The sequence below is a fragment of the Paenibacillus tyrphae genome (genome assembly GCF_000722545.1).
Classification (GTDB): Bacteria; Bacillota; Bacilli; order Paenibacillales; family NBRC-103111; genus Paenibacillus_G; species Paenibacillus_G tyrfis.
This window is the reverse complement of sequence record NZ_JNVM01000011.1, coordinates 46,661-68,629: the sequence shown is the minus strand read 5'-3', so window position 1 is coordinate 68,629 and position 21,969 is coordinate 46,661. Positions and strand designations below refer to the sequence as shown.

At 54.3% G+C, this 21,969-nt stretch carries 22 protein-coding genes; all 22 read right to left on the bottom strand.

Going from position 1 to position 21,969, the window contains the following annotated elements:
• Positions 1-38 precede the first annotated feature (38 nt).
• The 22 genes from ET33_RS15085 to ET33_RS14980 all read right to left on the bottom strand — a co-directional run bounded on the left by ET33_RS15085 (position 39) and on the right by ET33_RS14980 (position 21,750).
• A complete protein-coding gene (locus tag ET33_RS15085) occupies positions 39-560 on the bottom strand; it encodes a CDP-alcohol phosphatidyltransferase family protein (protein ID WP_036682853.1) in 522 nt (173 codons plus the stop codon).
• A 129-nt stretch (positions 561-689) separates the two neighbouring features.
• Entirely contained in the window at positions 690-908 is a 219-nt protein-coding gene (locus ET33_RS15080) for a DNA-directed RNA polymerase subunit beta (protein ID WP_235206722.1), read from the bottom strand.
• A 28-nt stretch (positions 909-936) separates the two neighbouring features.
• Positions 937-1,812 (bottom strand): flagellar hook-basal body protein, encoded by an 876-nt coding sequence (locus tag ET33_RS15075; RefSeq protein ID WP_036682850.1) that lies wholly within the window; start codon positions 1,810-1,812, stop codon positions 937-939.
• A 55-nt stretch (positions 1,813-1,867) separates the two neighbouring features.
• Entirely contained in the window at positions 1,868-2,761 is an 894-nt protein-coding gene (locus ET33_RS15070; protein ID WP_036682846.1) for a flagellar hook-basal body protein, read from the bottom strand.
• A gap of 15 nt (positions 2,762-2,776) precedes the next feature.
• The gene (gene mreB, locus ET33_RS15065) at positions 2,777-3,775 is read right to left on the bottom strand and encodes a rod shape-determining protein (RefSeq protein ID WP_036682843.1); all 999 of its coding nucleotides are present in this window, start codon (positions 3,773-3,775) and stop codon (positions 2,777-2,779) included.
• A gap of 280 nt (positions 3,776-4,055) precedes the next feature.
• On the bottom strand, positions 4,056-4,343 hold the full coding sequence (gene spoIIID / locus ET33_RS15060) for a sporulation transcriptional regulator SpoIIID (protein WP_036682840.1): 288 nt from the start codon (positions 4,341-4,343) through the stop codon (positions 4,056-4,058).
• Positions 4,344-4,537: 194 nt separating this feature from the next.
• Positions 4,538-5,269 carry a M23 family metallopeptidase gene (locus tag ET33_RS15055; protein WP_036682836.1) on the bottom strand — a complete coding sequence of 244 codons (732 nt, stop codon included), beginning with the start codon at positions 5,267-5,269 and terminating at the stop codon, positions 4,538-4,540.
• Positions 5,270-5,336: 67 nt separating this feature from the next.
• Positions 5,337-6,392: a stage II sporulation protein D gene (gene spoIID, locus ET33_RS15050; protein ID WP_036682833.1), complete on the bottom strand. Its 1,056-nt coding sequence runs from the start codon at positions 6,390-6,392 to the stop codon at positions 5,337-5,339.
• Positions 6,393-6,560: 168 nt separating this feature from the next.
• Positions 6,561-7,886: a UDP-N-acetylglucosamine 1-carboxyvinyltransferase gene (gene murA / locus ET33_RS15045; protein WP_036682830.1), complete on the bottom strand. Its 1,326-nt coding sequence runs from the start codon at positions 7,884-7,886 to the stop codon at positions 6,561-6,563.
• 145 nt (positions 7,887-8,031) lie between these two features.
• On the bottom strand, positions 8,032-8,283 hold the full coding sequence (locus ET33_RS15040; RefSeq protein ID WP_036683147.1) for a DUF1146 family protein: 252 nt from the start codon (positions 8,281-8,283) through the stop codon (positions 8,032-8,034).
• A 74-nt stretch (positions 8,284-8,357) separates the two neighbouring features.
• On the bottom strand, positions 8,358-10,877 hold the full coding sequence (locus ET33_RS15035) for a S8 family peptidase (protein WP_036682826.1): 2,520 nt from the start codon (positions 10,875-10,877) through the stop codon (positions 8,358-8,360).
• A gap of 202 nt (positions 10,878-11,079) precedes the next feature.
• Positions 11,080-12,594: an NADH-quinone oxidoreductase subunit N gene (locus ET33_RS15030; RefSeq protein WP_036682823.1), complete on the bottom strand. Its 1,515-nt coding sequence runs from the start codon at positions 12,592-12,594 to the stop codon at positions 11,080-11,082.
• A 4-nt stretch (positions 12,595-12,598) separates the two neighbouring features.
• Positions 12,599-14,230, bottom strand: a complete 1,632-nt coding sequence (locus tag ET33_RS15025; RefSeq protein WP_036682819.1) for a complex I subunit 4 family protein — start codon at positions 14,228-14,230, stop codon at positions 12,599-12,601.
• Positions 14,220-16,115 carry an NADH-quinone oxidoreductase subunit L gene (gene nuoL / locus ET33_RS15020; RefSeq protein ID WP_036682817.1) on the bottom strand — a complete coding sequence of 632 codons (1,896 nt, stop codon included), beginning with the start codon at positions 16,113-16,115 and terminating at the stop codon, positions 14,220-14,222. The genes ET33_RS15025 and nuoL overlap by 11 nt, the downstream gene beginning before the upstream one ends.
• Positions 16,116-16,228: 113 nt before the next feature.
• On the bottom strand, positions 16,229-16,546 hold the full coding sequence (gene nuoK, locus ET33_RS15015) for an NADH-quinone oxidoreductase subunit NuoK (protein WP_010499416.1): 318 nt from the start codon (positions 16,544-16,546) through the stop codon (positions 16,229-16,231).
• 3 nt (positions 16,547-16,549) lie between these two features.
• On the bottom strand, positions 16,550-17,077 hold the full coding sequence (locus tag ET33_RS15010; protein ID WP_036682814.1) for an NADH-quinone oxidoreductase subunit J: 528 nt from the start codon (positions 17,075-17,077) through the stop codon (positions 16,550-16,552).
• A complete protein-coding gene (gene nuoI / locus ET33_RS15005) occupies positions 17,077-17,520 on the bottom strand; it encodes an NADH-quinone oxidoreductase subunit NuoI (RefSeq protein WP_010499413.1) in 444 nt (147 codons plus the stop codon). The genes ET33_RS15010 and nuoI overlap by 1 nt, the downstream gene beginning before the upstream one ends.
• A 45-nt stretch (positions 17,521-17,565) precedes the next feature.
• Positions 17,566-18,573 carry an NADH-quinone oxidoreductase subunit NuoH gene (nuoH, locus tag ET33_RS15000; protein ID WP_036682811.1) on the bottom strand — a complete coding sequence of 336 codons (1,008 nt, stop codon included), beginning with the start codon at positions 18,571-18,573 and terminating at the stop codon, positions 17,566-17,568.
• Positions 18,573-19,676 (bottom strand): NADH-quinone oxidoreductase subunit D, encoded by a 1,104-nt coding sequence (locus ET33_RS14995; RefSeq protein ID WP_036682808.1) that lies wholly within the window; start codon positions 19,674-19,676, stop codon positions 18,573-18,575. Before ET33_RS14995 ends, nuoH begins: the two co-directional genes overlap by 1 nt.
• Positions 19,677-19,682: 6 nt before the next feature.
• Positions 19,683-20,885: an NADH-quinone oxidoreductase subunit C gene (locus tag ET33_RS14990; RefSeq protein ID WP_036682804.1), complete on the bottom strand. Its 1,203-nt coding sequence runs from the start codon at positions 20,883-20,885 to the stop codon at positions 19,683-19,685.
• Complete coding sequence (locus tag ET33_RS14985; RefSeq protein WP_028550962.1) at positions 20,882-21,400, bottom strand: NuoB/complex I 20 kDa subunit family protein; 519 nt, start codon at positions 21,398-21,400, stop codon at positions 20,882-20,884. The genes ET33_RS14990 and ET33_RS14985 overlap by 4 nt, the downstream gene beginning before the upstream one ends.
• Entirely contained in the window at positions 21,385-21,750 is a 366-nt protein-coding gene (locus ET33_RS14980; protein WP_025852942.1) for an NADH-quinone oxidoreductase subunit A, read from the bottom strand. The genes ET33_RS14985 and ET33_RS14980 overlap by 16 nt, the downstream gene beginning before the upstream one ends.
• Positions 21,751-21,969: the final 219 nt, after the last annotated feature.

Genomic DNA, 21,969 nt, shown 5'->3' with positions numbered 1-21,969 from the left:
TCCGGGCATGAGCTCTTTTTATTTCGAAAAGAGTTCTCTTATGAATGTAAGCCGCGTTTGTTCAGCAGCTTGAACTGAAGAATATAAATAATAGAGGTGACAAACGATACGGCAATGACAAACCATAAGTACGTATGTGCGTATGGAAGTTCGAAAACAATCAGCAGAATGGCAACATAATACAAGACGGTCGTCAATTTACCCATCGCATTTGCCGGAACGGTCTTTTTGCCCCGAAAGTGAAAAATCGCTGATCCTACGATCATGCCCGCGTCCCGTAAAAACATGGCTCCTGCAGCCTGCCATGAAATCATCTGGGAGAAAACGAGCGACAAGATGACGGTGATCATCATCAGCTTGTCCGCGAGCGGGTCCAACATGCTGCCTAGCTCGGTGACCAAATTTCGTTTCCGTGCGATGTAGCCGTCCAGTACGTCGGTAAGCCCTGCAATAAGCAGGACGAAAAAGGCGCTTTTGATATATCCCGCTCCAAATACCACGAGGTAGACGGGAATCAGAACAAAGCGGCATACGGTCAGTACATTGGGCAAGTTCCACACGAAATCGCGTCCCCCTCTGAGCCGCTTAGTTTATCGGCGCAGCTCGATTCTCTCTCTATAACGCTTCCCATCCATACATTATACCTTTATGAGGAAAAAAATAAAACTCCCTTACCCGGGAGTTTACCACTACGTATCGGCAAAGATCAAATCGAACGCATGACGCCACATATTTACATTTAAAACCTCATGAAAATCTTGTTTTCCTATATAAACGTACCCGATCGCAAGCCCTACTAAAAGCGCCACTATGCCGGTGAACGGAATCCACGTCCACTTCAGGAACGTCAAAACCGCTTTTTTCCATCTTTTCGATTCTGCAGGCGCCTTCTTTCGGTTATCGCTCAAGTTCCCTACCTCGCTTTGCGTAATGCCGTTAGCCACGCAAGTTGTTGGCCAAGTTCATCATTTGATCGGACGATGCTACTGCGCGGGAATTCAACTGAAACGCGCGCTGAACCATGATGAGCTCGGACATTTCGTCTGCAAGACTGACGTTCGACTGCTCCAAAAAGCCCTGGCGCACCGTAATCGGGTCTACCGTGTTGTTCCCCGCTGTTACGGGCTCCAAGATATCGTCCCGCTGCTGAGCCGTAATGTCGGAAGGCAACCCGAACACATTATCGCCGAGCTGCTGCAAAAGCTGAGGACGAACCACGCGTACCATTTTGATTTGCCCGACCGGAACCGCCTCCGCATTAGGATCCGCTTCATCATGGGCCAGAATCGTTCCATCCGCTTGAATTTGTATCTGGTGGTTGTTCGGCACGCGAAGTGGATTGTTGTCTGCCCCCAACACGTAATGCCCGTCCTTCGTAGTCAAAATCAAACCGTCAGGGTTTTGCGGATCGCCCGCAGGCGACAGCTCGAAGGAACCGTCTCGCGTCCAACGGGTTTCTCTAACCGGATTGCCCGCTGCATCTACGGAAGCGGTGGATATTTCAAACAGTCCCGCCCCTTCAATCGCCACGTCAAGCGGGTTGCTCGTTGGTTTCAGCGAGCCTTGACTCATATTCAATTGAGCTGTCGCAAGCTTGGCCCCCCACCCTTGGTTGTAGCCAAGCGGCGTAAGCCGGCCTTCTTTTTGAAAACCGCGGGGCTGCTGCTGCATGTTGGTCAACACGTCTTGAAATGAAGCTTCCCGGCGCTTGTACCCCGTATTGTTGACGTTGGCCATATTGTTCGCAAGCAGATCGAGCTTTTGCTGAAGCGCATGCATCGAAACGGACGAATTGATCATCGAATGATTCACGTGAACTCCTCCTGTAAGGGGTGTTTCTCAGCTGGACGAGCTATATCATAGCAGATTAGACGCGGCCGATTTCGTTGGCTGCTTTCTCCATGCTTTTATCGTAATACTGAATCATCTTTTGGTTAGCCTCATAAGCCCGTAAAGCCGACATCATATCGACCATGGACTGGCTGGAATCAACGTTGGAGCGCTCAACATAGCCTTGCCGCACTTCAACCTGGTCTTGAGCGTCAATCGGCCGGAACGCGCCTTGATCCTGAGCATTTAAGCGGTACAGCCCGTTGCCCTCGCGGACCAACTGGTTCGGATCTTCCACCCGGGTAATAAGCAGATTCAACGGTTGTCCGTTAGCATCCAATATCGGCTGTCCTTCTGCATTGGTGAACTGTCCCGTCCGGGTCATACGGAAATTCGTGACCGGCGTACCCGCATCCATCAGCACGATAGGTTGTCCATCGCGGCCTAACACCGAATGGCCATCGGAATCGATCAGCCGTCCGTTGGCATCCAGCGAAAATTTGCCGTTCAGGGAATAGCGCTGTTCGCCGGCTGCGTTCAAGATCGTAAAGAAAGCTTGGGGTTGAATCACCCGTTGTCCGTTCTGATCCACGTATTTGCCTGAGCTGTCAAAGCGGGCGCCCGGCACCTGAATATCCGAAATCAAGGCGAAGTCAAAAGGGTTTTTCGTTTCCTGTATATCGCCTTGCGTATGCAGAGAAACGTTCTCCTCCGCCATAACCCCCGTATTAATCCGGCCGACAGGCACCGTACCCGGTTCGTCCTTGCCGCTGCGTACTCGAGAAATCAGAATTTCCGGGAACGACCGGTTAATTCCGTTGCCGCCTTTAAAGCCGGGGGTGTTGAGGTTGGCAATATTATTGGTAACGATATCGTGCTTGCGCTGCTGTGCGATCATGCCGGAAGCGGCGGTATACAGGCCTCTTAACATCGAATGGTTACCCTCCTAAAATTTGCGCTTGGTTACTTTATCCAGGTTGTCCAACATAATGCCGGTTCCTTTTACAACGCAGTGCATCGGATCTTCCGCAATCAGGATGGGCACCTTAAGCTCGTCCGCCAGCAATTGATCGATGCCGTGCAGCATCGCGCCGCCGCCGGTCAAAATAACGCCGCGGTCGATAATATCGGCCGAAAGCTCCGGAGGCGTGCGTTCCAATACGCTCTTGGCTGCCGCCACGATGGACGATACCGGCTCCCACAGCGCTTCTTGAATTTCCTGCGAGTTGATGGTCACCGTTAACGGCAGTCCGCTCACCATATCTCTGCCGCGGATATCCATCGTCTCGCGCTTGCCGTCCGGGTGCACCGTCCCGATGCGGACTTTAATATCCTCGCTTGTTCGTTCACCGATCAAAAGCTTGTACTTGCTTTTAATATATTTCATAATGGCAGAGTCGAACTTGTCCCCTGCGATTTTAATAGAAGAGGAGGTAACGATGTCGCCCATGGACAATACGGCCACATCCGTCGTACCTCCGCCGATATCTACGACCATGTTGCCGCTCGGTTGGAAAATATCCATTCCGGCGCCGATGGCCGCAGCCTTAGGCTCTTCTTCCAAAAACACTTCGCGCGCCCCGCTCCGTTCGGCCGCTTCCCGAATGGCCTTCTGCTCTACCGACGTGATGTTCGTCGGAGCGCAGATCAAAATACGGGGGTGACTGTACCAGTTCTTCCCGCCAACCTTATTGATAAAATACTTCAGCATCATTTCCGTTATTTCAAAGTCGGCTATAACGCCGTCCCTCAGCGGACGGATTGCCACAATATTGCCGGGCGTCCGGCCAACCATGCGGCGCGCTTCTTCGCCCACAGCCAGCACTCGCTTTATATCGCTTTCGATGGCGACGACGGACGGTTCATCCAGGACAACGCCCCGACCTTTCACATGAATCAGGACGTTCGCAGTCCCGAGATCTATGCCGATATCCTTGCTTAACATTCCTATTGATCCTCCCTAACCAACCGTCCATCCTTATTGTAAAAGAAGCGGCACTTCTATTATATACGTTACTTAGGTAAATTCGCCATGTATTTCAAAATTCCTCTTTTTTTTGAACGATTTTTCGACAAATATCGCTTTGTATCCGGCCGGTTCGGGAGAAGGGGCGTACCGTCAGCAGCGCGGAGGCCCGTTTGCGTCCAAGGGCTATAGGCCTACCTCCGCGTTGGGAAATACAGCTCACGGTACGGCTGGGAACGCGCCCTGTAGCGGGGCCGGTTTACTTAACGGTAACGAGCTTCTCTTGCGCCTTCGGACTGCGGGTTTTCCGGTATTTAATCTTGGTGGCCTCTCCCCCGCGCAGGTGACGGATTGACTTATGATATTCCAAAATATGCTTCACCTGATTGGCAAGCTCCGGATTAATCTCCGGCAGACGTTCCGTCAAGTCCTTGTGCACCGTGCTTTTGGAAACGCCGAATTCCTTGGCTATGGTGCGAACCGTATGCTTGGTCTCCACCAGGCAGCGGCCTATCTTAATGGTTCGCTCTTTGATGTAATCGTGCACTCCCCTCGCCTCCCTACTCGAGTTAGTTTGGTACATTATATGAGGGGCGCACGCTTATATTCTTTGTTTCGGAAGGCTGACAAGCCCGCAGCGAACAATTATTTCAAGGACAAGCGTTTTTTCGCAAGAGACATCCGTTCCGCGAAAAACAAAAAGGCAGAGGAAACGATCCCCTGCCTGCCGATCGGCCGATATTAATGATCTCCGAGGTATTGATCCGGATTAACCGCCGGGCCGCCTTGACCTTGGCGCAATTCGAAATGCAAATGGGTGCCTTGATCTTTTTCCAGCTCGTTGCGTCCCGCCTTGGCGATGACGTCGCCCTTCTTCACTTCGGCGTCTTTGGCAACCTTGACTTCGGCCAAGCTTTGATAAACCGAAACAAGCCCGTTGCTGTGCGTAATTTCCACCAAGTTGCCGACGACCGGATCTTTCTGTACCGCCGTGACCTTGCCGCCCATAACGGCCAATACGTCAAACGCTTGATTGTCGTGTCTTGCGAAATCCATACCCATATGCGGGGTGAAGGTGTCGCCGTATTCGACCATCGCGGCTTGCCGCACTTCGTTCGACGCTTTGTTATCGAAGAAAGGAAGCACGACATCCAGTTCGCTGCGCTCTTTGACCGGCCATTGCATCGTTTCCTGTTTCGCGTTGGTAGCTACCGCATCGGTGCCCGAGACGTTTCCTGTGACCGTACCGGATTTCGTAGCATCAAGACTGACATTTTTGTCAGGCTTCGTGATGCTAGACCCTTGATACCACCACATTAACGTTAAGATGATTGCCGCAGCTGCCATGTACGTTGCCGGAAATACCCACTTCTTGGCGAGCAATCTTTTCCAGGATGACGATGTGCCGCTTTGGGCTCCTTCAGTAGATTTAGGAGCTTCTTCTTGGACCAAATCTCTTTTTTGTTCACTCATTTGTATATCACCTCGCTAACCATTCTTGCCAGGTTCGCGAGATTTATACGCGGGAAAACCTATTTTATTAGAAAGTTTTTCCTTTCAATAGATTAGAAGCCCGGTCGATGACTATACCGGCGTAATAGTATTTGACGATGTCCTCCGCTTTGCGTCCTTCCATCGCCATCCCGTTGGCGCCCCATTGGCTCATCCCTACGCCATGCCCGTAGCCGAATGTCGTAAACCGCCATTCTCCGCCACTCCATGACCATTGAAACTGGCTGGAATTCAGTCCGAGCTTCTCTCGAACCTCTCTTCCGGTAAATAGCTTTCCGCCTATAGACAGCTTCTTGATACGGTTTCCTTGGCTCTTCTCTATCACCTTGATGCCGAGAGGACTCCCGGTCGATACCGGCACGGCGCCGGGTAACCCCAGCTTACTTTGCAGCTCCTTGGACGTAAAAGCTACCGTCTCTTTATAGCGAGGCGACAGCTTGGCATCCCAAGGGCTCGGTACGCTTCGCAAATACGGAACGGTAAAATTCCAGTAGTCTTCCGAATTTTCCGTATATCCGTTGCTGGTAGAGAAAAAGCTCGCTTCGATCGGCTTCCCTTGATAGGTTAGTACGAGATCTCTTGTTTCCTCCACCGCCCGTTTCAGCTTGTCCATGTGAGAGAGGAACACATCGTCGCCCCAGCGCCGCCTTAGCTCCTCATCGGTGACGTAAGCCTGGTGGCTGATCGTATCCGTCACGAGTGCATTAGCATCCGGGACATTGCTCTGGTCGCCGTCGAGCAGCCTTCGGACGATATAGGTGCGTGCGGCCATCGCTTGGGCCTTGAGCGCTTCCGGCTCGAATTCGATGGGCATCTCCGCCGCAACGACTCCCCGCACATACTGCTCGAGGGCCATTCTTTCCGTTCTCTTCTCCTTTGCCCGGTAAACGGGAATAAGCAGTTCGTCCTGCTGCCGTGCTGCAGACGGCTGCTCTGCGGCAGGCGGTGCAGGCACCGGCTCCTTTCCGGGCCCCGTACGTACGAGCAGGCCGGGCACCAGCACGACGACAGCTGTGAAGCTGGCCAGCCATACGGCCAACCAGCGAATCCAAGATTGTTGCGTCCGGGTCAGCTTGTACTTCATCAACGGGTTCCTCCATCTTTTGTCGGCTCTCCATAATCAGGCGCTGCGGCTGCAGGTAACACCATCTTATGAACCGAAAAGATAGAATAGAACCTCAAAAGAAAGAGAACCGGCCCTTTCCGAATGAAAGAGTCGGTTCCCGTTCCAAGAGAATAGAAGCCATAAGCGTTAAGCGAGGCTTGGTTGTACGGCGAACAGCGGGAGTGTTTGTTCCTCTTCTTCCGTATCGACGATCTCGACAGGAATCCGGCGGATGTCCGCCCCCAGCACACTAAGCTTCTCGGCAATATTCACATAGCCCCGGTCGATGTGATGAATACCGGTAATCTCCGTATCGCCGTCGGCCACAAGCGCGGCCAAAACAAGCGCCGCTCCGGCACGCAGGTCGGTCGCGCACACCTTGGCTCCTTGGAGCTTGCCGCCGCCACTGACGACCGCCGTACGGCCTTCCACCTTAATCTGCGCATTCATGTTCAACATTTGCTCCACATGCATAAAACGGTTCTCGAAAACCGTTTCGGTAACCAGGCTGGTCCCGTCTGCCATCAGCAGCAAAGCCATCATCTGCGACTGCATGTCGGTAGGGAAGCCGGGATAAGGCAGCGTTTTAAGATCTACCGCACGGAGAGGCCGATCCGTATACACCCGTAGGCCGTTCTCATCTTCTTGAATTTGCACGCCCATCTCCTGCATCTTGGAAATGACCGGACGCAAATGGTCGCCGATCGCTCCTTCGATGTACAAATCGCTGTTTGTGATGGCGGCGGCAATCATATATGTACCTGCTTCAATGCGGTCGGGAATGACCGTATGTACTGCACCGGTGAGCTTCGATACGCCGTCGATGCGGATGATGCCTGTACCCGCTCCGCGGATTTTGGCGCCCATCGCGTTTAGATAGTTCGCCAGATCGACGATCTCCGGCTCCTTGGCGGCGTTCTCAATTAAGGTCGTACCTTCGGCAAGCGCTGCGGCCATCATAATGTTCTCCGTCGCACCCACACTGGCGACATCGAGGTACACCTTGGCGCCCTTTAATCGTCCGCTCACCCTCGCTTCGATATACCCTTGGCCGAGCTCAATCTCTGCACCCATCGCTTCGAAGCCTTTCAGATGCTGGTCGATCGGACGCGTACCGATAGCGCATCCTCCCGGCAGCGATATGCGCGCTTGGCCGACACGGGCTAACAGCGGGCCCATGACCAGAAACGACGCCCGCATTTTTCTTACCAGATCATAGGAGGCCTCGCATGTGTCGATTTTGGATGCATCGATGCGGACCGTTTCATGTTTATATTCAATCTTGATTCCCAGACTTTCAAGTACCTTGTTAATGACAAGGACGTCATCTAGGGGAGGCGCGTCGTGAATGACGCTGACTCCATCCGTTCCTAAGATCGAGGCTGCGATGATCGGCAGGACAGCGTTTTTCGCGCCGTTTATTTTTACCCTGCCGAATAGCTTTTTGCCGCCGCGGACGATTATTTTGCTCATCATGATCCCCCTCCGCGTAATTTCTGCTTGCGGTTGCATAGTCTTTAGCCGGTCACGATACCATTCGTGGCCCGAGCGGATTTTTTAACGGTTGTACTAACCATTGTTGACAACATTCTCCTCGGTTATTCGAAAAAATGTTTTTTCAGAACATTCCGGAGAACCAAGTCGACCACTCCAAATAGTCGATCACGAAGCGGGCGGTCTGATACCCTAGCGCGATCGAGAGCAGGATTTGCAGCATTTTGGCCTGGGCGCTTTTGGGGCGTCGCAGCATCATCTCCAGCTTCAGCTCCTGCAAAGCCCACCAAGAGACGCCGATGAATACCAGGACGACCACAATGTTGATCATCCCCTTGAGACCCATCGACGCGCTCATTTGATCCAAATAATCCATGGAAGCATTCCCCGCTTTCACCGAAATGTTCCACCGGTCCGGAAAAAGCCGTGTTGACCGCTTCCGGGCCCGGTTTATTTCAGAATCCCCATCAGCATCTGGACGAATTCGGCCCGGGTTGCCTGCTGCTCGGGCCGGAACGAGCCGTCCGCATAGCCGCCGATCAGTCCTTCGGCTTTCATCTGCTTGAGCAGACCGGTGCCCCAATACTCTTCATCCACGTCGGTGAACGGAAGAGCGCCTCTTCGTTTGCCCGTCATGTTCATGCTGCGTGCCAGCATCGCCGTCATCTCCATGCGAGTGACCGGCTGGTCCGGTGCAAACGTCCGATCCGGGTAGCCATCGATAATACCCGCCTGCGTCGCCCGGGCCACATGATCGTAGGCCCAATGCGTCTCCGGCAAATCCGAGTAGCTGACCGCTTTTTGCTTCGACAGCCAGAACGCCCGCGAGATAACCGCCGTCGCTTCGGCACGGGTAATCGGCCGGTTGGGCTGGAACGTATAGTTGTCGTATCCGTTAATGACCTGTTTGCCGGTCAAATTCAAGATCGCATTTTGCGCCCAATGCCCTCGAATATCGGTATATCCGCCAGTCAGCGGCTTGGCGTTAACGAGCAGTTGGTACATGCGGTTATCGAACGGCCGGTTTGCAGTCAACTTCAGATAGTACGTCCCCGGTTTAAAGCGGCCGGACAACTCCTGCGAGTCGGACGAGCTGCTGTTCATCGAGGTCGCCATCGAATTCATCGACCCGTCGTATAAATGCATATACATGCTCACGCCGGAAGGGATGTCGCTAAGTCCGACCCGAACGAAGCTTTCCTCTTCTACCTTGAACTGGAACCAATCCACGTCGTCCGACTTATCGATCAGGCCGTTATACGGAGTATCCATCGAGATGGCGGTCGCCTGATAAGAGCGGTTGTTCGGTTCGTTCGGATCGATCAGCTTCGCGTCGTACTCGATCGCGAGCGTATATTCGCCAACAATCGGATTCGTATAATCCTTCACGTTGGTCACTCGAATGTAGTAGCTGCCGGGAAACACTTCGGGCAAGTAGTACGACTCCGTTGCGCCGTCGTCTCCTTCGTCGATCGTCACCGACTTCTCTCCCTGCTTTTGCACGAGAAGCACCGGGTCGATTCGCGCCGTATCGGTCATCACATGAATACGCAGCGAACCGGTTTGCTGAACCGGGAATTCGTACCAGTCCACATCGTTGTATTGATGAAATGTCCCCTTGACCTTGACGCTCCGGGAAGGCAGCACGAACGCTTTGAACTGGCGGTCGTTGTCTTCGTACGGATCGCGGTAAATATCAAAGGAAGTTGTGAGCCCGTAAGGCGTCTCCACTTTGCGGTTGCGGTCGCTAAGCTGCAGTTGAAAATAGCTGCGCCCCTTCGTTACTTTGAACGGAACCGTCTGGCCCCCTTGCACGGTTTTGGTCGTAAGCACGCCGGAAGCGTCCGTATGCTGCACATTCACCGATAAGCTGCTATCAAGCTCCAGCGTAACATTTACGGTTCCGTCGTAGGAAGCATCCGTGGCATACCAGTCGTTGTCCGTACCGTCCGAGAAGGATGCGGTAATTTTTTTGCTGACGGAGATCACTTTGGCCTGATCCTTACGGTTGTTCGGTTCGTACATGTCGGCCAAATAAGGCTCGTTGAGCAATCGATCTACCCGTAGCAAGCCGTACCCGGTGCCCGGATTCCACCCTTTTCCGGTTGGGTCCTCCGCAGTTTGACGGATCTTTTGACGAATCTGATACGCTTTCATCTCCGGATTCCGTCCCCACAGCAGTGCGGCCGCAGCCGCGACTTGCGGCGCAGCCATCGACGTCCCGTCCTTCGCTTCGTACGAGCCACCTATCGCCGTCGAGAACACATCCCAGGGCGCGACCACGTCGACCTCCGGTCCCGTGTTGGACAATTCGTTCACCGTACCGTTAGCATTCACTCCGCCAACCGCGAGAACGGTAGGATACGCCGCCGGATATTTGACGCGGTTGCCTTCGTTGCCCGTAGCGGCTACGAGCAGCACGTCTCTTTCCTCCGCGTACCGTACGATATCGTTCATGTAGGCGGAGTATTTATTGAGGCCGAGCGAGAGAACAACAATCTTGGCGCCATGATCGACGGCATAACGAATCCCTTCGCCGAGCTTCTGCTCGCCGCCGGAACCATCCGCTTCAAGCGCTTTGATCGGCATGATCCGGGCATTCCACAGCATGCCGGCAACGCCCCGGTCGTTATTTCCCACAGCGCCTATGACACCCGCTACGTTGGTACCGTGACCGTTATCGTCCGCCGGCGGCTGTTTCGGATGAATCAGGTTGACGCCCGGCACCAAATTAGGTTTCAAATCGGGATGCGCCAAATCCACTCCGGTATCGACGACCGCGATAATCATGCCGCTGTTGCTCTGCGTCACATTCCAGGCTTCGTTCATATGTATTTGCTTGAGGTAAGTTTGCTTGGCATAGAACGGATCGTCCGCCTCCAAGGCATAAACCGTACCGGTGAAGGTGAGGAAAATCGTGAGGCCTAAGAATGATGAGTATATTGTATGTTTAAGATGTATGCCGTTCATCGCATTCAGAATCCTTTATCATGATTTTCTTCAGCCTAACCCCATTATCTCATTCTAAGCTTTAAGCCGAATCCCTGCAACTGGAATTGAAAACCTTAGAGCAAATTTTCACCATTCAGACATATACGCCGAAAAACCCCGCCTTTCCGGTCAAGGAAAAGCGGGGTTTCGCATGAATGAGTGGAACATACATCCACCCAGACTAGCTAAATATGAACAAATCCTGCGTAAGCGAGAAGATGCGTTCCAAGTAACCGAGTACCCAGTGCGGAAACAATCCGAGTACTACGCTCGCGGCTACGCACAGCCACATCGTTACGCTAAGCGGAACGGTCGTACGGATCGGCTGCGCCCCGTCTTCACTGCGCATGAACATTTGGCGGATCAAGCCGAAGTAGAAGTAGTACGAAACGACGCTTGTTCCGATCATGACCGCCGCAAGCCAGTAGTGCTGCGTTTGCAGCGTGCCAAGCAAAATGTACAGCTTCCCGAAGAAGCCGCCGGACACCGGCAGCCCTGCGAGGGACAGCACCAGCAGCACAGCTGCGACAGCCGTTCCCGGCGCCCGGTAATACAAGCCGGCCAAGCCTTTGATCTCGTCGTCGCCCGTCGAGCGTTCGACGATCATCAGCACCGCGAAAATCCCGATGTTCATGAACAGATAGGCAATAAGGTAAAAAGCGAACTCGGCGAAATTCGAATAATGCATCATCGAGAACTGAATCGCGATCGGCACCATCAAGTAGCCCGAGTTGGCAATCCCGGAGTAGGCCAGCAGCCGCTTCATGTTCGTTTGCCGCAGAGCAACGAAGTTACCGACGATCATCGCAGCAGCCGCCACGACCATCAAGGATAGCAAGACGTCCTTATGGAAGGGGAGATTCATCAGATCCCCGATCGCATAGACGTTATACACGAACCGGAACAGAATCGCAAATGCCGCCGCCTTCGACACGACCGCGAGAAATGCGGTAACCGGCGTCGGCGCTCCTTGGTATACGTCCGGAGCCCACATATGGAACGGCGCCGTCGCCACTTTGAAGCCGAAGCCCGCAAGCAGCAGGAAAAAGCTTAAATAAACGAGCGGGAGCATTCCATGGGACGCTTGCCCGAGTCCCGCGTTAATCTCCTTAATCACAATCGAGCCCGTCATGCCGTACAAGAAGGACATGCCGTACAGAATGACAGCTGACGATACACCGCCCAGCACAAGGTATTTGAAAGCCCCCTCGTTTGAGCGCTTGTCTTTTTTGCGCATGGCTACCAAAATATACGAGGTGATACTGAGCAGCTCCAAACCGACGAAGATGGTGATCAGATCGCCGGACGAAGCCATAATCATACCGCCGAGCGTCGCTGGCAGAAGCAAATAATAAAATTCGCCGACATGCGGAATTTCATCTTCTTTTACCGAGCCAATGCTCATTAGCGTAATCAGCCCGGCCCCCGCCAGCAGCACCAGCTTCAGGATGGCCGCAAAATCGTCGACCCGGTAGCTGAAGTTAAGCAGCTGCTTCGGTTCCGCAGGATTGAGCTGCCCGACCGCAAATACAGCAGCAATAATAATGCCCACCAGCGACAACCAGCCCAACCAGGTCCGGTTCATCTGACGCGGCAGCAGCAGGTCCAGCAGCGACAACACCACAGCGGCGGCGACGAGTGTCAGCTCCGGAGCCAGCAGACCCAGATCACTTAGCTCAAGACGTATCGGTTCCACCGGTCTAACCCCCTATCTTCGCGGAAACGCTGTGAATGAATTGATCGAAGCTGCTGACGGTCTGATGCAGCGGATTGCTCAGCACGCCCGGGTAAATCCCGAGCACCACGATGAAAGCGACAAGCGCAATCATCGGAATCGCTTCGATCAGCCGTGCGTCCCGCATCTCCGGCAGCGTCGTCTTCTGCGGTCCGTACGTGATACCGAGCACCCCGCGAAGCACGTAGACCGCAGCCAGAATGATCCCAAGCGCTCCGACGGCCGTAATGATCTTATACTTTTCGAACAAGCCCAGGAATGCCAGAAACTCGCCGATGAAGCCCGACAACCCGGGTAGACCGAGCGAGGCCATCCCGGCTACAAGCAGAATCCCGGAAATGAACGGCACCGATTTGGCCAAGCCGCCAAGCTGGTCAAGCTCCGTCGTCTGCGTGCGCTCATAAATGCTCCCGACAAGCAGGAACAGCAGCGCCGAGATGAGACCGTGAGAGACGAGCTGGAATACGGCTCCTTCCAGACCTGCCGGGTTAAACGCGGCAATGCCGACCAGCACGATGCCCATATGGCTGATACTGGAGTAAGCCAGCACTAGCTTGAACTCCTTTTGAACGAAAGCCAGAATTGCACCGTACACGATGTTGATCACACCGAGAATCGCCAGTACGGCAGCCCACTGCACCGCCTGCTGCGGGAACAGCAAAATCCCGAAGCGAATCAAGCCGTAAGCGCCCATTTTCAGCAAAATGCCGGAGTGAATCATAACGATCGACGGCGGCGCTTCCGTATGTACTTTCAGCATCCACGTATGGAACGGGAAAATCGGCAGCTTGATGCCGAAGGCCACAAGCATCATCAGGAACAGCACCCATTTCATCGTTTCGCTTAAATAGAACGGGTTGCCCTCCAGGTCGCCTTGATTCACATACGAATCCGCGCTCTGGAACAGATGCTCCATAATGACGTTGATATCCCCGGAATAATGAATTGAAATGCCGTTATCCCCCATCGTTTGGCCGAAACCCGCCGTACTAACGAGGATGAGAAAAGCGATCAGCATAATCGCCGAACCGATTCCGTTGTAGATCAAAAATTTATTCGCCGCGCGTTCCCGGTCCATATATCCCCAAATGCCGATCAGGAAGAACATCGGGATCAGCGTCAGCTCGAAAAAGACGAAGAACAAGAACAGATCCTGCGCCATAAAGACGCCGAACATACCGGTTTCGAGGAGCAGGAACCAAATAAAATACGATTTCCAGCGTTTCTTGATGTACACCGACGCCAGCGCAGCCATCGTTGCAACAATCGCGGTCAATAAGACGAGCGGCAGCGAAAGACCGTCAATAGCCATCGTATACTTGAACTCGAAGAAGTAAGCCGTCAATTGACTGAGTCCTTGCGTCTCTTTGTTCAGCGGAACGAGGATCCACGGTACCTCTTCTCTGAACTGCATGCCTTCGAGATTATGGTTGAACTGCCCGTAAAGCCAGGCGGACAGCACCAGCGGAATGAGCGTCGCGACAATCGCCGTCGCTTTGATCCACTGGCCCTGCGTCTTGGGCATAAACATCAGGATCAGCACACCGATGAGCGGTGAAAAAGCGATGAGCGATAAAATAGGAATACTATCCGACATCGATGAACCTCCTTCCCGCAATGGCCAGTATCAAAATCAACAGTCCGAGCAGCGTGATCAGCCCGTACGATTGTACCTGTCCGTTCTGCATCCGCGACCCGAGACGTCCGAGGCCGGTTACGGTATAGGCGGCTAAACGAACGACGCCGTCGACTACATAGACGTCGAACAGGTGCAGCAAAGACCCGATTCCCTGAAGCGGACGCACAATGATCGCCTGATACAGCTCATCGATGTAATACTTGCGGTTAAGCAGCCGGTACAGCCAAGGTGCGCCAGCCGTGACGGCATCGGCCGAAATCACGCGTTTGAGATAGACGAGATACCCCAGTCCGATCCCGAGCAAACCGACGACGTTGGACATCACCATGACGAACCAGGAAGCATGCTCTTCTTCGGCATGTCCGGTCAGCCACGAGCCCAGCCACGGATTGAACGGCGTAAAGACGAAGCCGGCTACGACGGCAAGAACCGCCAGCACGATAAGCGGGAAGGTCATGGAGCCAGGAGATTCGTGAACCGGACCGTGATTTTCCTTTTGCCGGGACTTGCCCATGAACACCAGAAAGAACAGGCGCGACATATAAAATGCCGTAAAAAACGCTGCGATCAGCCCGACCCAGAACAATCCGGTATGTCCGGTGTTATACGCTTCGGCAAGAATCGCATCCTTGGACCAGAAGCCGGACAGCGGCACGATCCCGCTGAGCGCGAGCGCGCCGATGGCGAACGTCCACGCCGTAATCTTCATTTTGCTGCCGACGCCGCCCATTTCGTGAATGTTCTGCGTGTGTACCGCATGAATGACGCTGCCTGCGCCGAGGAACAGCAGCGCCTTGAAGAACGCATGCGTGAACAAGTGGAAAATGCCTGCCGTATACGCCACAGTCGTGCCGATGCCCAATGCCATCATCATGTAGCCGAGCTGGCTGACCGTAGAATAGGCCAAGATCCGCTTAATATCGTTCTGCGCCGTACCGATCGTGGCGGCGAAAATCGCCGTAAACGCCCCGACCACAGCGACCACGGTCAAAGCCGCGGGCGATGCTGTGAAAATATCAAATGTCCGCGCTACGAGATACACGCCGGCGGCAACCATGGTCGCGGCATGGATCAGCGCACTGATCGGCGTCGGACCTTCCATCGCGTCCGGAAGCCATGTGTGCAGCGGGAATTGTCCCGATTTGCCGATGGCGCCGACGAAGATCAAAATGGCGATCCAAGTCGTCATATCGCCGGAAATTTTTCCGCCGGACAGCGCATTATGAATCGAGCTGAAGTCGAGCGCATGGTTCGGCATAACCCAGAACAGCAGCAGAATGCCGAGAAACAACCCGACGTCGCCGATCCGGGTGACGATGAACGCCTTCTTGGCAGCCGCCCGGGCTTCCGGCTTGAAATACCAGAAACCTACGAGCAGGAACGAGCAGACGCCGACCAGCTCCCAGAATATGTAGAACTGCACCAGATTCTCCGAGATGACAAGTCCGAGCATGGAGAACGTAAACAGGGCGATATAAGCGAAAAACACATTAATTCGCTCGTCCCCGTGCATATAGCCTTTAGAATAAATATTGACCAGCAAGCTGACTAAGGTCACGATGACCAGCATGAGCGCATTCAAATTCGTAACCTCGAAGCCCATGTTCAACGTAACGTTGCCAAGATGGAGCCATTGCAATTTGTTCCACGTGAAATCTTCGACGTTCCCGCCGATCCGTTCCCAGAAAATAAGGACGGACAGCGCGAACGAAGCGAACACGGCCACTATGCTGATATAAGCGCCCGTCTCCCGCAAGCTGCGCCCCACCGCCGTTAAAATGAGAAACGACAGCAAAGGGAACAACGGGATGAGCCAAGCGTATTGCGAATAAGCCGATACCATGGGCTTAAGTCCTCCTCCAAGAGATTGCCGCAAGCTTGCCTAAGAACACGATCTCTGATTTCTTGTCCGGATAACCCTTACCGGCCTCCGGACAAGCGCTTGCGGAAGCTGCGCTATCGCTTCATCGAGTCCATCTCGTTGACATCCGTTGTTCCTTTGTTGCGGTACAGCGCAATCAGTATCGCAATGCCGACAGCCACTTCCGCCGCGGCCACCGTAATGTTAAACAGCGAGAAAATTTGTCCGGTTAATCCGGGGTTGACGCCCAGCTTGGAAAAAGCGACGAGGTTCAGGTTGACGCTGTTGAGCATCAGCTCGACAGACAGCAAGACGATAACGGCGTGCTTTTTCGACAGCGCTCCATACAATCCGATGCAGAATAGAATCGCTGCCAGCGTCAAGTAAGGCGTAGCCAGTCCGGTAGCTCCCATCCCTCAGTCCTCCTCTCTCTTCGCCACGATGATCGCACCGATGAAAGCGACCGTCAGAAGCACCGACATCAACTCGAACGGGATCACATGGTTGGTAAACAGCAGCTTCCCGATCTCCATCGTATTATCCTGCATCGACGGGTATTCGCCGGAAGGAAGCTGCGATTTCTGGATCGCGTAGAAGATGATCCCGAACAGTCCCGCCGCCCCGACGAATAACAGTCCGTTATGCCACGGCCGCTTCGGCTCTTCTTCCTCTTCCTTCGTATGCTTGGTCATCATGATCCCGAAAATCATCAGAATGGAGATCGCGCCCGCATAGATCAATATCTGAACGACGGCCACAAATTCCGCTTCGAGGACGACATACAGCCCGGCCAGGCTGATGAACGTCAGTGCCACGGCCACGACCATGTGGACTACTTTGGTGAAGCTGAGCATGAAAATCGCCCCGCCGATGGCAAGCAGCGCACAGATGAAAAATGCGATATTTTCGCCGCGGGACAAAAAGTCCACGATATTTCCGAACATTATTTCGCCCCGCCTTTCGGAAGCGCCGAGTTATTCTCCTTGCGCACGTTGTTATTGTTCTCGTTCAGCCACTGCAGGTTTTTGAATAAATCGTCGCGGCTGTACGTACTCAGCTCGAAGTTGTTGGTCATCACGATCGCTTCGGTCGGACATACTTCCGTGCACAAGTCGCACAAAATGCAAATTTCAAAGTTAATATCGTACGTATCGATCACTTTTCCCTTTTTCTCGGGGTCCGGGTTCGGCTTGCCGACCAGATTGATGCACTCCGTCGGGCAAATGCGCGCGCATTGGTTACAGACGATGCACTTCTCGGGGTCAAAATGCTGGATGCCCCGGAACCGGTCCGGCATTTGAAGCGGAACGTCGGGATAAGCGTAGGTCACTTTTTTCTGGGTCATGGATTTAAAGGTCACGCCCAGTCCCTTCATGATGCCCTTCATAGTCAATCACCCTTTCATCCTCGGCATCCGGCTGCCGGGTCCTTGTTACATCGCAATCGCCATATAGATGGCCGTTACAAAAATATTAACCAGCGCCAGCGGCAGCAGTACTTTCCAGCCGAGTCCCATCAGCTGGTCCACCCGAATCCGGGGCATCGTTGCGCGCAGCCAGAACAGGAAGAATACGATGAACGCAAACTTCAGCAAAAACCAGATGATCCCCGGGATAAAATCGAGGAACGGAAGCGGCGCCTGCCACCCTCCCAAAAACACGGTCGTCGTCAAGCCTGCAATGGCGAACACATAGACGTATTCGGCAAGCATGAAAAACGCAAAGCGGAAGCCGCTGTACTCGACGTGGTAGCCTGCAACCAGCTCCGACTCGGCCTCAGGCAAGTCGAAAGGCGTCCGGTTCAGCTCTGAAATGGCAGCAACGATAAACACGGCAAAGCCGATAATTTGCGGCAAAAAGTTCCAGTGCCAGAACCCGCCCGCCTGTCCTTCCACGATCGTGCGAAGGTTCATGCTGCCGGACATCATCACGACGCCTACGATGGAGATGACCAGCGGAATTTCGTAGCTGATCATCTGCGCAGCGGATCGCATTCCGCCGAGCAGAGCGTATTTGTTATTGGAAGCCCAGCCGCCGAGCACGATGCCGATGGTCGAGATTCCGGAAAGTGCGACATAGTACAGCACTCCGACGTTCAGGTCGCTGCTGATCAGCCGGTCCGTGAACGGAATGGCGGCAATGACCGTAAACGCAGGAATAAACGTAATCACCGGAGCGAGGATGAAGAGCTCACGCTCGGCTTTTTTCGGAATCGTGTCTTCTTTGATCAAGAGTTTGAATACGTCCGCGACGGATTGCAGCAGTCCGAGGGGGCCGACGCGGTTCGGACCGATCCTCAGCTGCATCCAGCCGATGACCTTGCGCTCGAAGTAGATCGCATACGTCACAAAGCCAAGCACGATCAAAAGCAGCACGACGCCCCATGCGAAAAAAATGGCCGTATTCGTCCATGTTAACGGCTCTTGCAATAAATCCGGCATCAGCTATCTACCTCCCCGACAACGATATCGATGCCTCCGAGAATGGTGATCAGGTTCGTCATCGTTTCGCCGACCAGCAGCTTCGGCAGGATCTGCAGATTGACGAATGACGGTCTGCGGAATTTCAGGCGGTACGGCTTATCTTTTCCTTTGGAAATAATATGGCAGCCGATTTCGCCGCGCGGCGATTCGATACCGGCATAGACCTCCCCTTCGGCGGGACGAAGCACACGAGGCACCTTGCCCATGATCTCGCCTTCCGCCGGGAACTGCTCGACCGCCTGCTCCAGAATGCGCAGCGATTGGTGGATTTCCTCCAGCCGCAGCAAATATCTGGCGTAGCAATCGCCGCCCGTGCTTACCGGGACGTCGAAATCGAAACGATTGTAAATGCTGTAAGGCTGGTCCTTCCGCAGGTCCCAGTTTACTCCCGTACAGCGCAGATTCGCGCCGCTCAGCCCGTAGGCAATAGCCGTCTCCGCGTCATATTTGCCGACGCCCTTGATTCGGGCCAGAAAAATTTCGTTTCCACTCACCAAATCGTTATATTGGTCCAGCTTGCCCCTCATGTAAGGGATAAACTCGCGCACCTTCTGAATCCAACCTTCCGGCGCATCCCACTTGACTCCGCCGACCCGCATATAGTTGTACGTCAGCCGGGCGCCGCATAGCTCGTTGAACAGGTCGATAATAATCTCCCGGTCGCGAAACGCGAACAAGAACGGGCTCATCGCCCCGATATCAAGCAAATACGTGCCCCACCAAACCATATGGCTGGCAACCCGCTGGAGCTCCATTACGATCAGTCGCAAAAACTCTGCGCGCTCCGGGATTTCCAGCTGCATGAGCTTCTCCACGGCATTAACAAGCACGTAATTGTTCGTCATTGCCGATACATAATCCAGCCGATCGGTATAAGGAATAATTTGGGTGTAGGTTAAATTTTCGGCCAGCTTCTCCGTTCCCCGGTGCAGATATCCCATGACCGGGATCGCTTCCGTGATGATTTCGCCGTCGAGCTTGACGACGATCCGAAACACTCCATGCGTACTCGGATGCTGCGGGCCTACGTTCAGCAGCAGTTCTTCCGTTCTAATGGCCAAACTTCATCACACCTCCGGGTCGAGCGGCTCATAATCTTTGCGCAGCGGGTGACCGATCCAATCGTCAGACATCATAATCCGGCGCAGGTCGGGATGTCCCGGAAAATCGATTCCAAACAAATCGTAGACTTCTCGTTCGTTCCAATTGGCCGTTGGCCAAATCGGAGTCACGGAAGGAATGGACGGCGATTCCCGGTCCGTCTTCACTTTCACACAATAATTGCGCTTCGTTTCCAGCGAAATGATATGGTAGGCCACTTCCATATGGGTCTCCATATCGATCCCGGACAAATTGCGCAAGTAGTTCAGCTTCAGCTCCTCATGCGTCCGCAGCAAATCCGCCACGTCCGGCCAAGCCTCGGCTTTAACTGTAACATAGGGAATATGTCCGTCTTTTTCATTAATAAAAGCTTCCTCGACCGCATCGGCGCGAAAAGCTTTCAATATCGCCACAAGCCGGTCCAGCAGCGGCTGGTTCGGCGACGGCTCCTTCGGCGCCTCGGGCTCCGCCCCTTCCGTTTTCGCGGCGCGCGCGTTCGCCCGCGCGGCTCTCGCCTCGGCGGCGGCTTTCGCTTTCGCCTCCTTCTCGGCGTCGCTCGGCGCTGCGCGCTCCGCCTCCGGCGCGTCGCCGGGCTCGCCTGCGGCAGCCTTCGCGGCCCGCGGCTTCGGCGCCTCTGCGCCAGGCTCGCTGCCGCCGGCGTCCGCTTCGCGCGGCTGGGCGCCTTCGGCGCCTGCCTGCGGCGCTGCCGGCTTCGCCGCGGCGTACCCGCCCGGCGGCTCGCCTGCGCCGCCCGCTTTGGCGACGTCGGCGCCCGGCGCTGCCGTCGGCTCGCCGCTCATCGGCGCCGCCGCGGGGGCGGGCTTCGCCTCGGGCGCTTCGCCGCCAGCGGCTTTCGCGCCGCCGCTGTCTGCCTCTGCGCCTCGCTTCGCGGGAGCCTCTTCGCTTGCGACCGCTTCCCCGGCGGACGCTTGGCTTACGCTGGCTTTCGCCGTATCGCTCGCCTGCTCGCCGGCTGTACCCGCTTTCACTCTATCGCTCGCAGACGGCTCGCCTGCGTTCGCTTTCGTATTCTCGCCCGCCGTCGGCTGCTCGCTGGAAGCGGCTTCCGCTTGATCGCCCAACGGCTTTGCGCTGGCGTCCGCTTTCGCTTGCTTCTGCTCTTCGGCAGCGGCCGCATCAGCTTTTTCTCGCTTTTGCTCCTCGCTCATCGATTGGTCACCTGCTTACCGGTTTTTGCTTCATAGCGGATTTTTTCCTGCAGCTTGTTGATGCCGTAGATCAGGGCGGCCGGATTCGGCGGACAGCCGGGAATATATACATCGACCGGAACGACTTGGTCAACGCCCTTCACTACCGCGTACGACTTCACATACGGGCCGCCTGCCGTGGCACAGGAGCCCATCGCAATGACCCATTTTGGCTCCGGCATCTGCTCGTACAAGCGCCTCAAAAGGGGGGCCATCTTCTTCGTCACCGTGCCGGCGACGATCATCACGTCCGACTGGCGCGGGGACGTCCGGAAAATAACGCCGAAACGGTCCAAATCGTAATGGGACGCGCCCGTGCCCATCATTTCAATCGCACAGCAAGCAAGTCCGAAAGTCAATGGCCACAGCGAGTTACTGCGGGCCCACGCTTTCACCTGCTCCAACGTCGTCATGAATACGTTGCGTTCCAGCTCCTGCCGTTCCTCCGGCGAAATGCTCTCTAAATTGAAGTCCATTGCAGCACCTTCTTCTTCCAAGCGTAGAGTAAGCCTATGATCAGCAGGCCAACAAATATGCACATCTCTACAAGCGCAAACAAGCCTAATTGCTTATAAGCAACGGCCCATGGGTACAAAAAAACGGTTTCCACATCGAAGATGACAAACATCAGCGCAAAGAGGTAATACCGGATGTTGAAACGGACATGACCCGTACCTACCGGCTCGTTACCGCTTTCATAAGTCGTATACTTTTCCTCCACCGGTCTGTAGGGACGGAGCCAGCGACCGATTGTAAGCGCTGCAATTGGAAGCAATACCGCTAAGAAGAGAAAAATCGTTACGACCACGTAATTGTTCATGTACATCGCGAACGAACCGCCTCCCTTATTATATTAGGTCCCGCCTGCGTCTTGTTTTGCAGGACAGTTGTTAATGTTATGCCTTCCCAATTATAACAAAAGCCATTTGGGGTGTCTAACATTTTCATCCACTTTCACAATGCCTTCATAAGTCGGGAAGCCTAATCCCATACGATTCGTTCAACGTACCGGAAGAACTAGAAAAAAAAGACGGAGGAACCGTGT

What these genes read in the sequence shown, in the direction of transcription:
- ET33_RS15070 (WP_036682846.1), bottom strand. Translation starts at nt 2,761, where the DNA reads ATGTTAAGAGGCCTGTATACCGCCGCTTCCGGCATGATCGCACAGCAG.
- mreB (WP_036682843.1), bottom strand. Translation starts at nt 3,775, where the DNA reads ATGTTAAGCAAGGATATCGGCATAGATCTCGGGACTGCGAACGTCCTG.
- ET33_RS15055 (WP_036682836.1), bottom strand. Translation starts at nt 5,269, where the DNA reads ATGAGTGAACAAAAAAGAGATTTGGTCCAAGAAGAAGCTCCTAAATCT.
- spoIID (WP_036682833.1), bottom strand. Translation starts at nt 6,392, where the DNA reads ATGAAGTACAAGCTGACCCGGACGCAACAATCTTGGATTCGCTGGTTG.
- murA (WP_036682830.1), bottom strand. Translation starts at nt 7,886, where the DNA reads ATGAGCAAAATAATCGTCCGCGGCGGCAAAAAGCTATTCGGCAGGGTA.
- ET33_RS15040 (WP_036683147.1), bottom strand. Translation starts at nt 8,283, where the DNA reads ATGGATTATTTGGATCAAATGAGCGCGTCGATGGGTCTCAAGGGGATG.
- ET33_RS15035 (WP_036682826.1), bottom strand. Translation starts at nt 10,877, where the DNA reads ATGAACGGCATACATCTTAAACATACAATATACTCATCATTCTTAGGC.
- ET33_RS15025 (WP_036682819.1), bottom strand. Translation starts at nt 14,230, where the DNA reads ATGTCGGATAGTATTCCTATTTTATCGCTCATCGCTTTTTCACCGCTC.
- nuoL (WP_036682817.1), bottom strand. Translation starts at nt 16,115, where the DNA reads ATGGTATCGGCTTATTCGCAATACGCTTGGCTCATCCCGTTGTTCCCT.
- nuoK (WP_010499416.1), bottom strand. Translation starts at nt 16,546, where the DNA reads ATGGGAGCTACCGGACTGGCTACGCCTTACTTGACGCTGGCAGCGATT.
- ET33_RS15010 (WP_036682814.1), bottom strand. Translation starts at nt 17,077, where the DNA reads ATGTTCGGAAATATCGTGGACTTTTTGTCCCGCGGCGAAAATATCGCA.
- nuoI (WP_010499413.1), bottom strand. Translation starts at nt 17,520, where the DNA reads ATGAAGGGCATCATGAAGGGACTGGGCGTGACCTTTAAATCCATGACC.
- nuoH (WP_036682811.1), bottom strand. Translation starts at nt 18,573, where the DNA reads ATGCCGGATTTATTGCAAGAGCCGTTAACATGGACGAATACGGCCATT.
- ET33_RS14990 (WP_036682804.1), bottom strand. Translation starts at nt 20,885, where the DNA reads ATGAGCGAGGAGCAAAAGCGAGAAAAAGCTGATGCGGCCGCTGCCGAA.
- ET33_RS14985 (WP_028550962.1), bottom strand. Translation starts at nt 21,400, where the DNA reads ATGGACTTCAATTTAGAGAGCATTTCGCCGGAGGAACGGCAGGAGCTG.
- ET33_RS14980 (WP_025852942.1), bottom strand. Translation starts at nt 21,750, where the DNA reads ATGTACATGAACAATTACGTGGTCGTAACGATTTTTCTCTTCTTAGCG.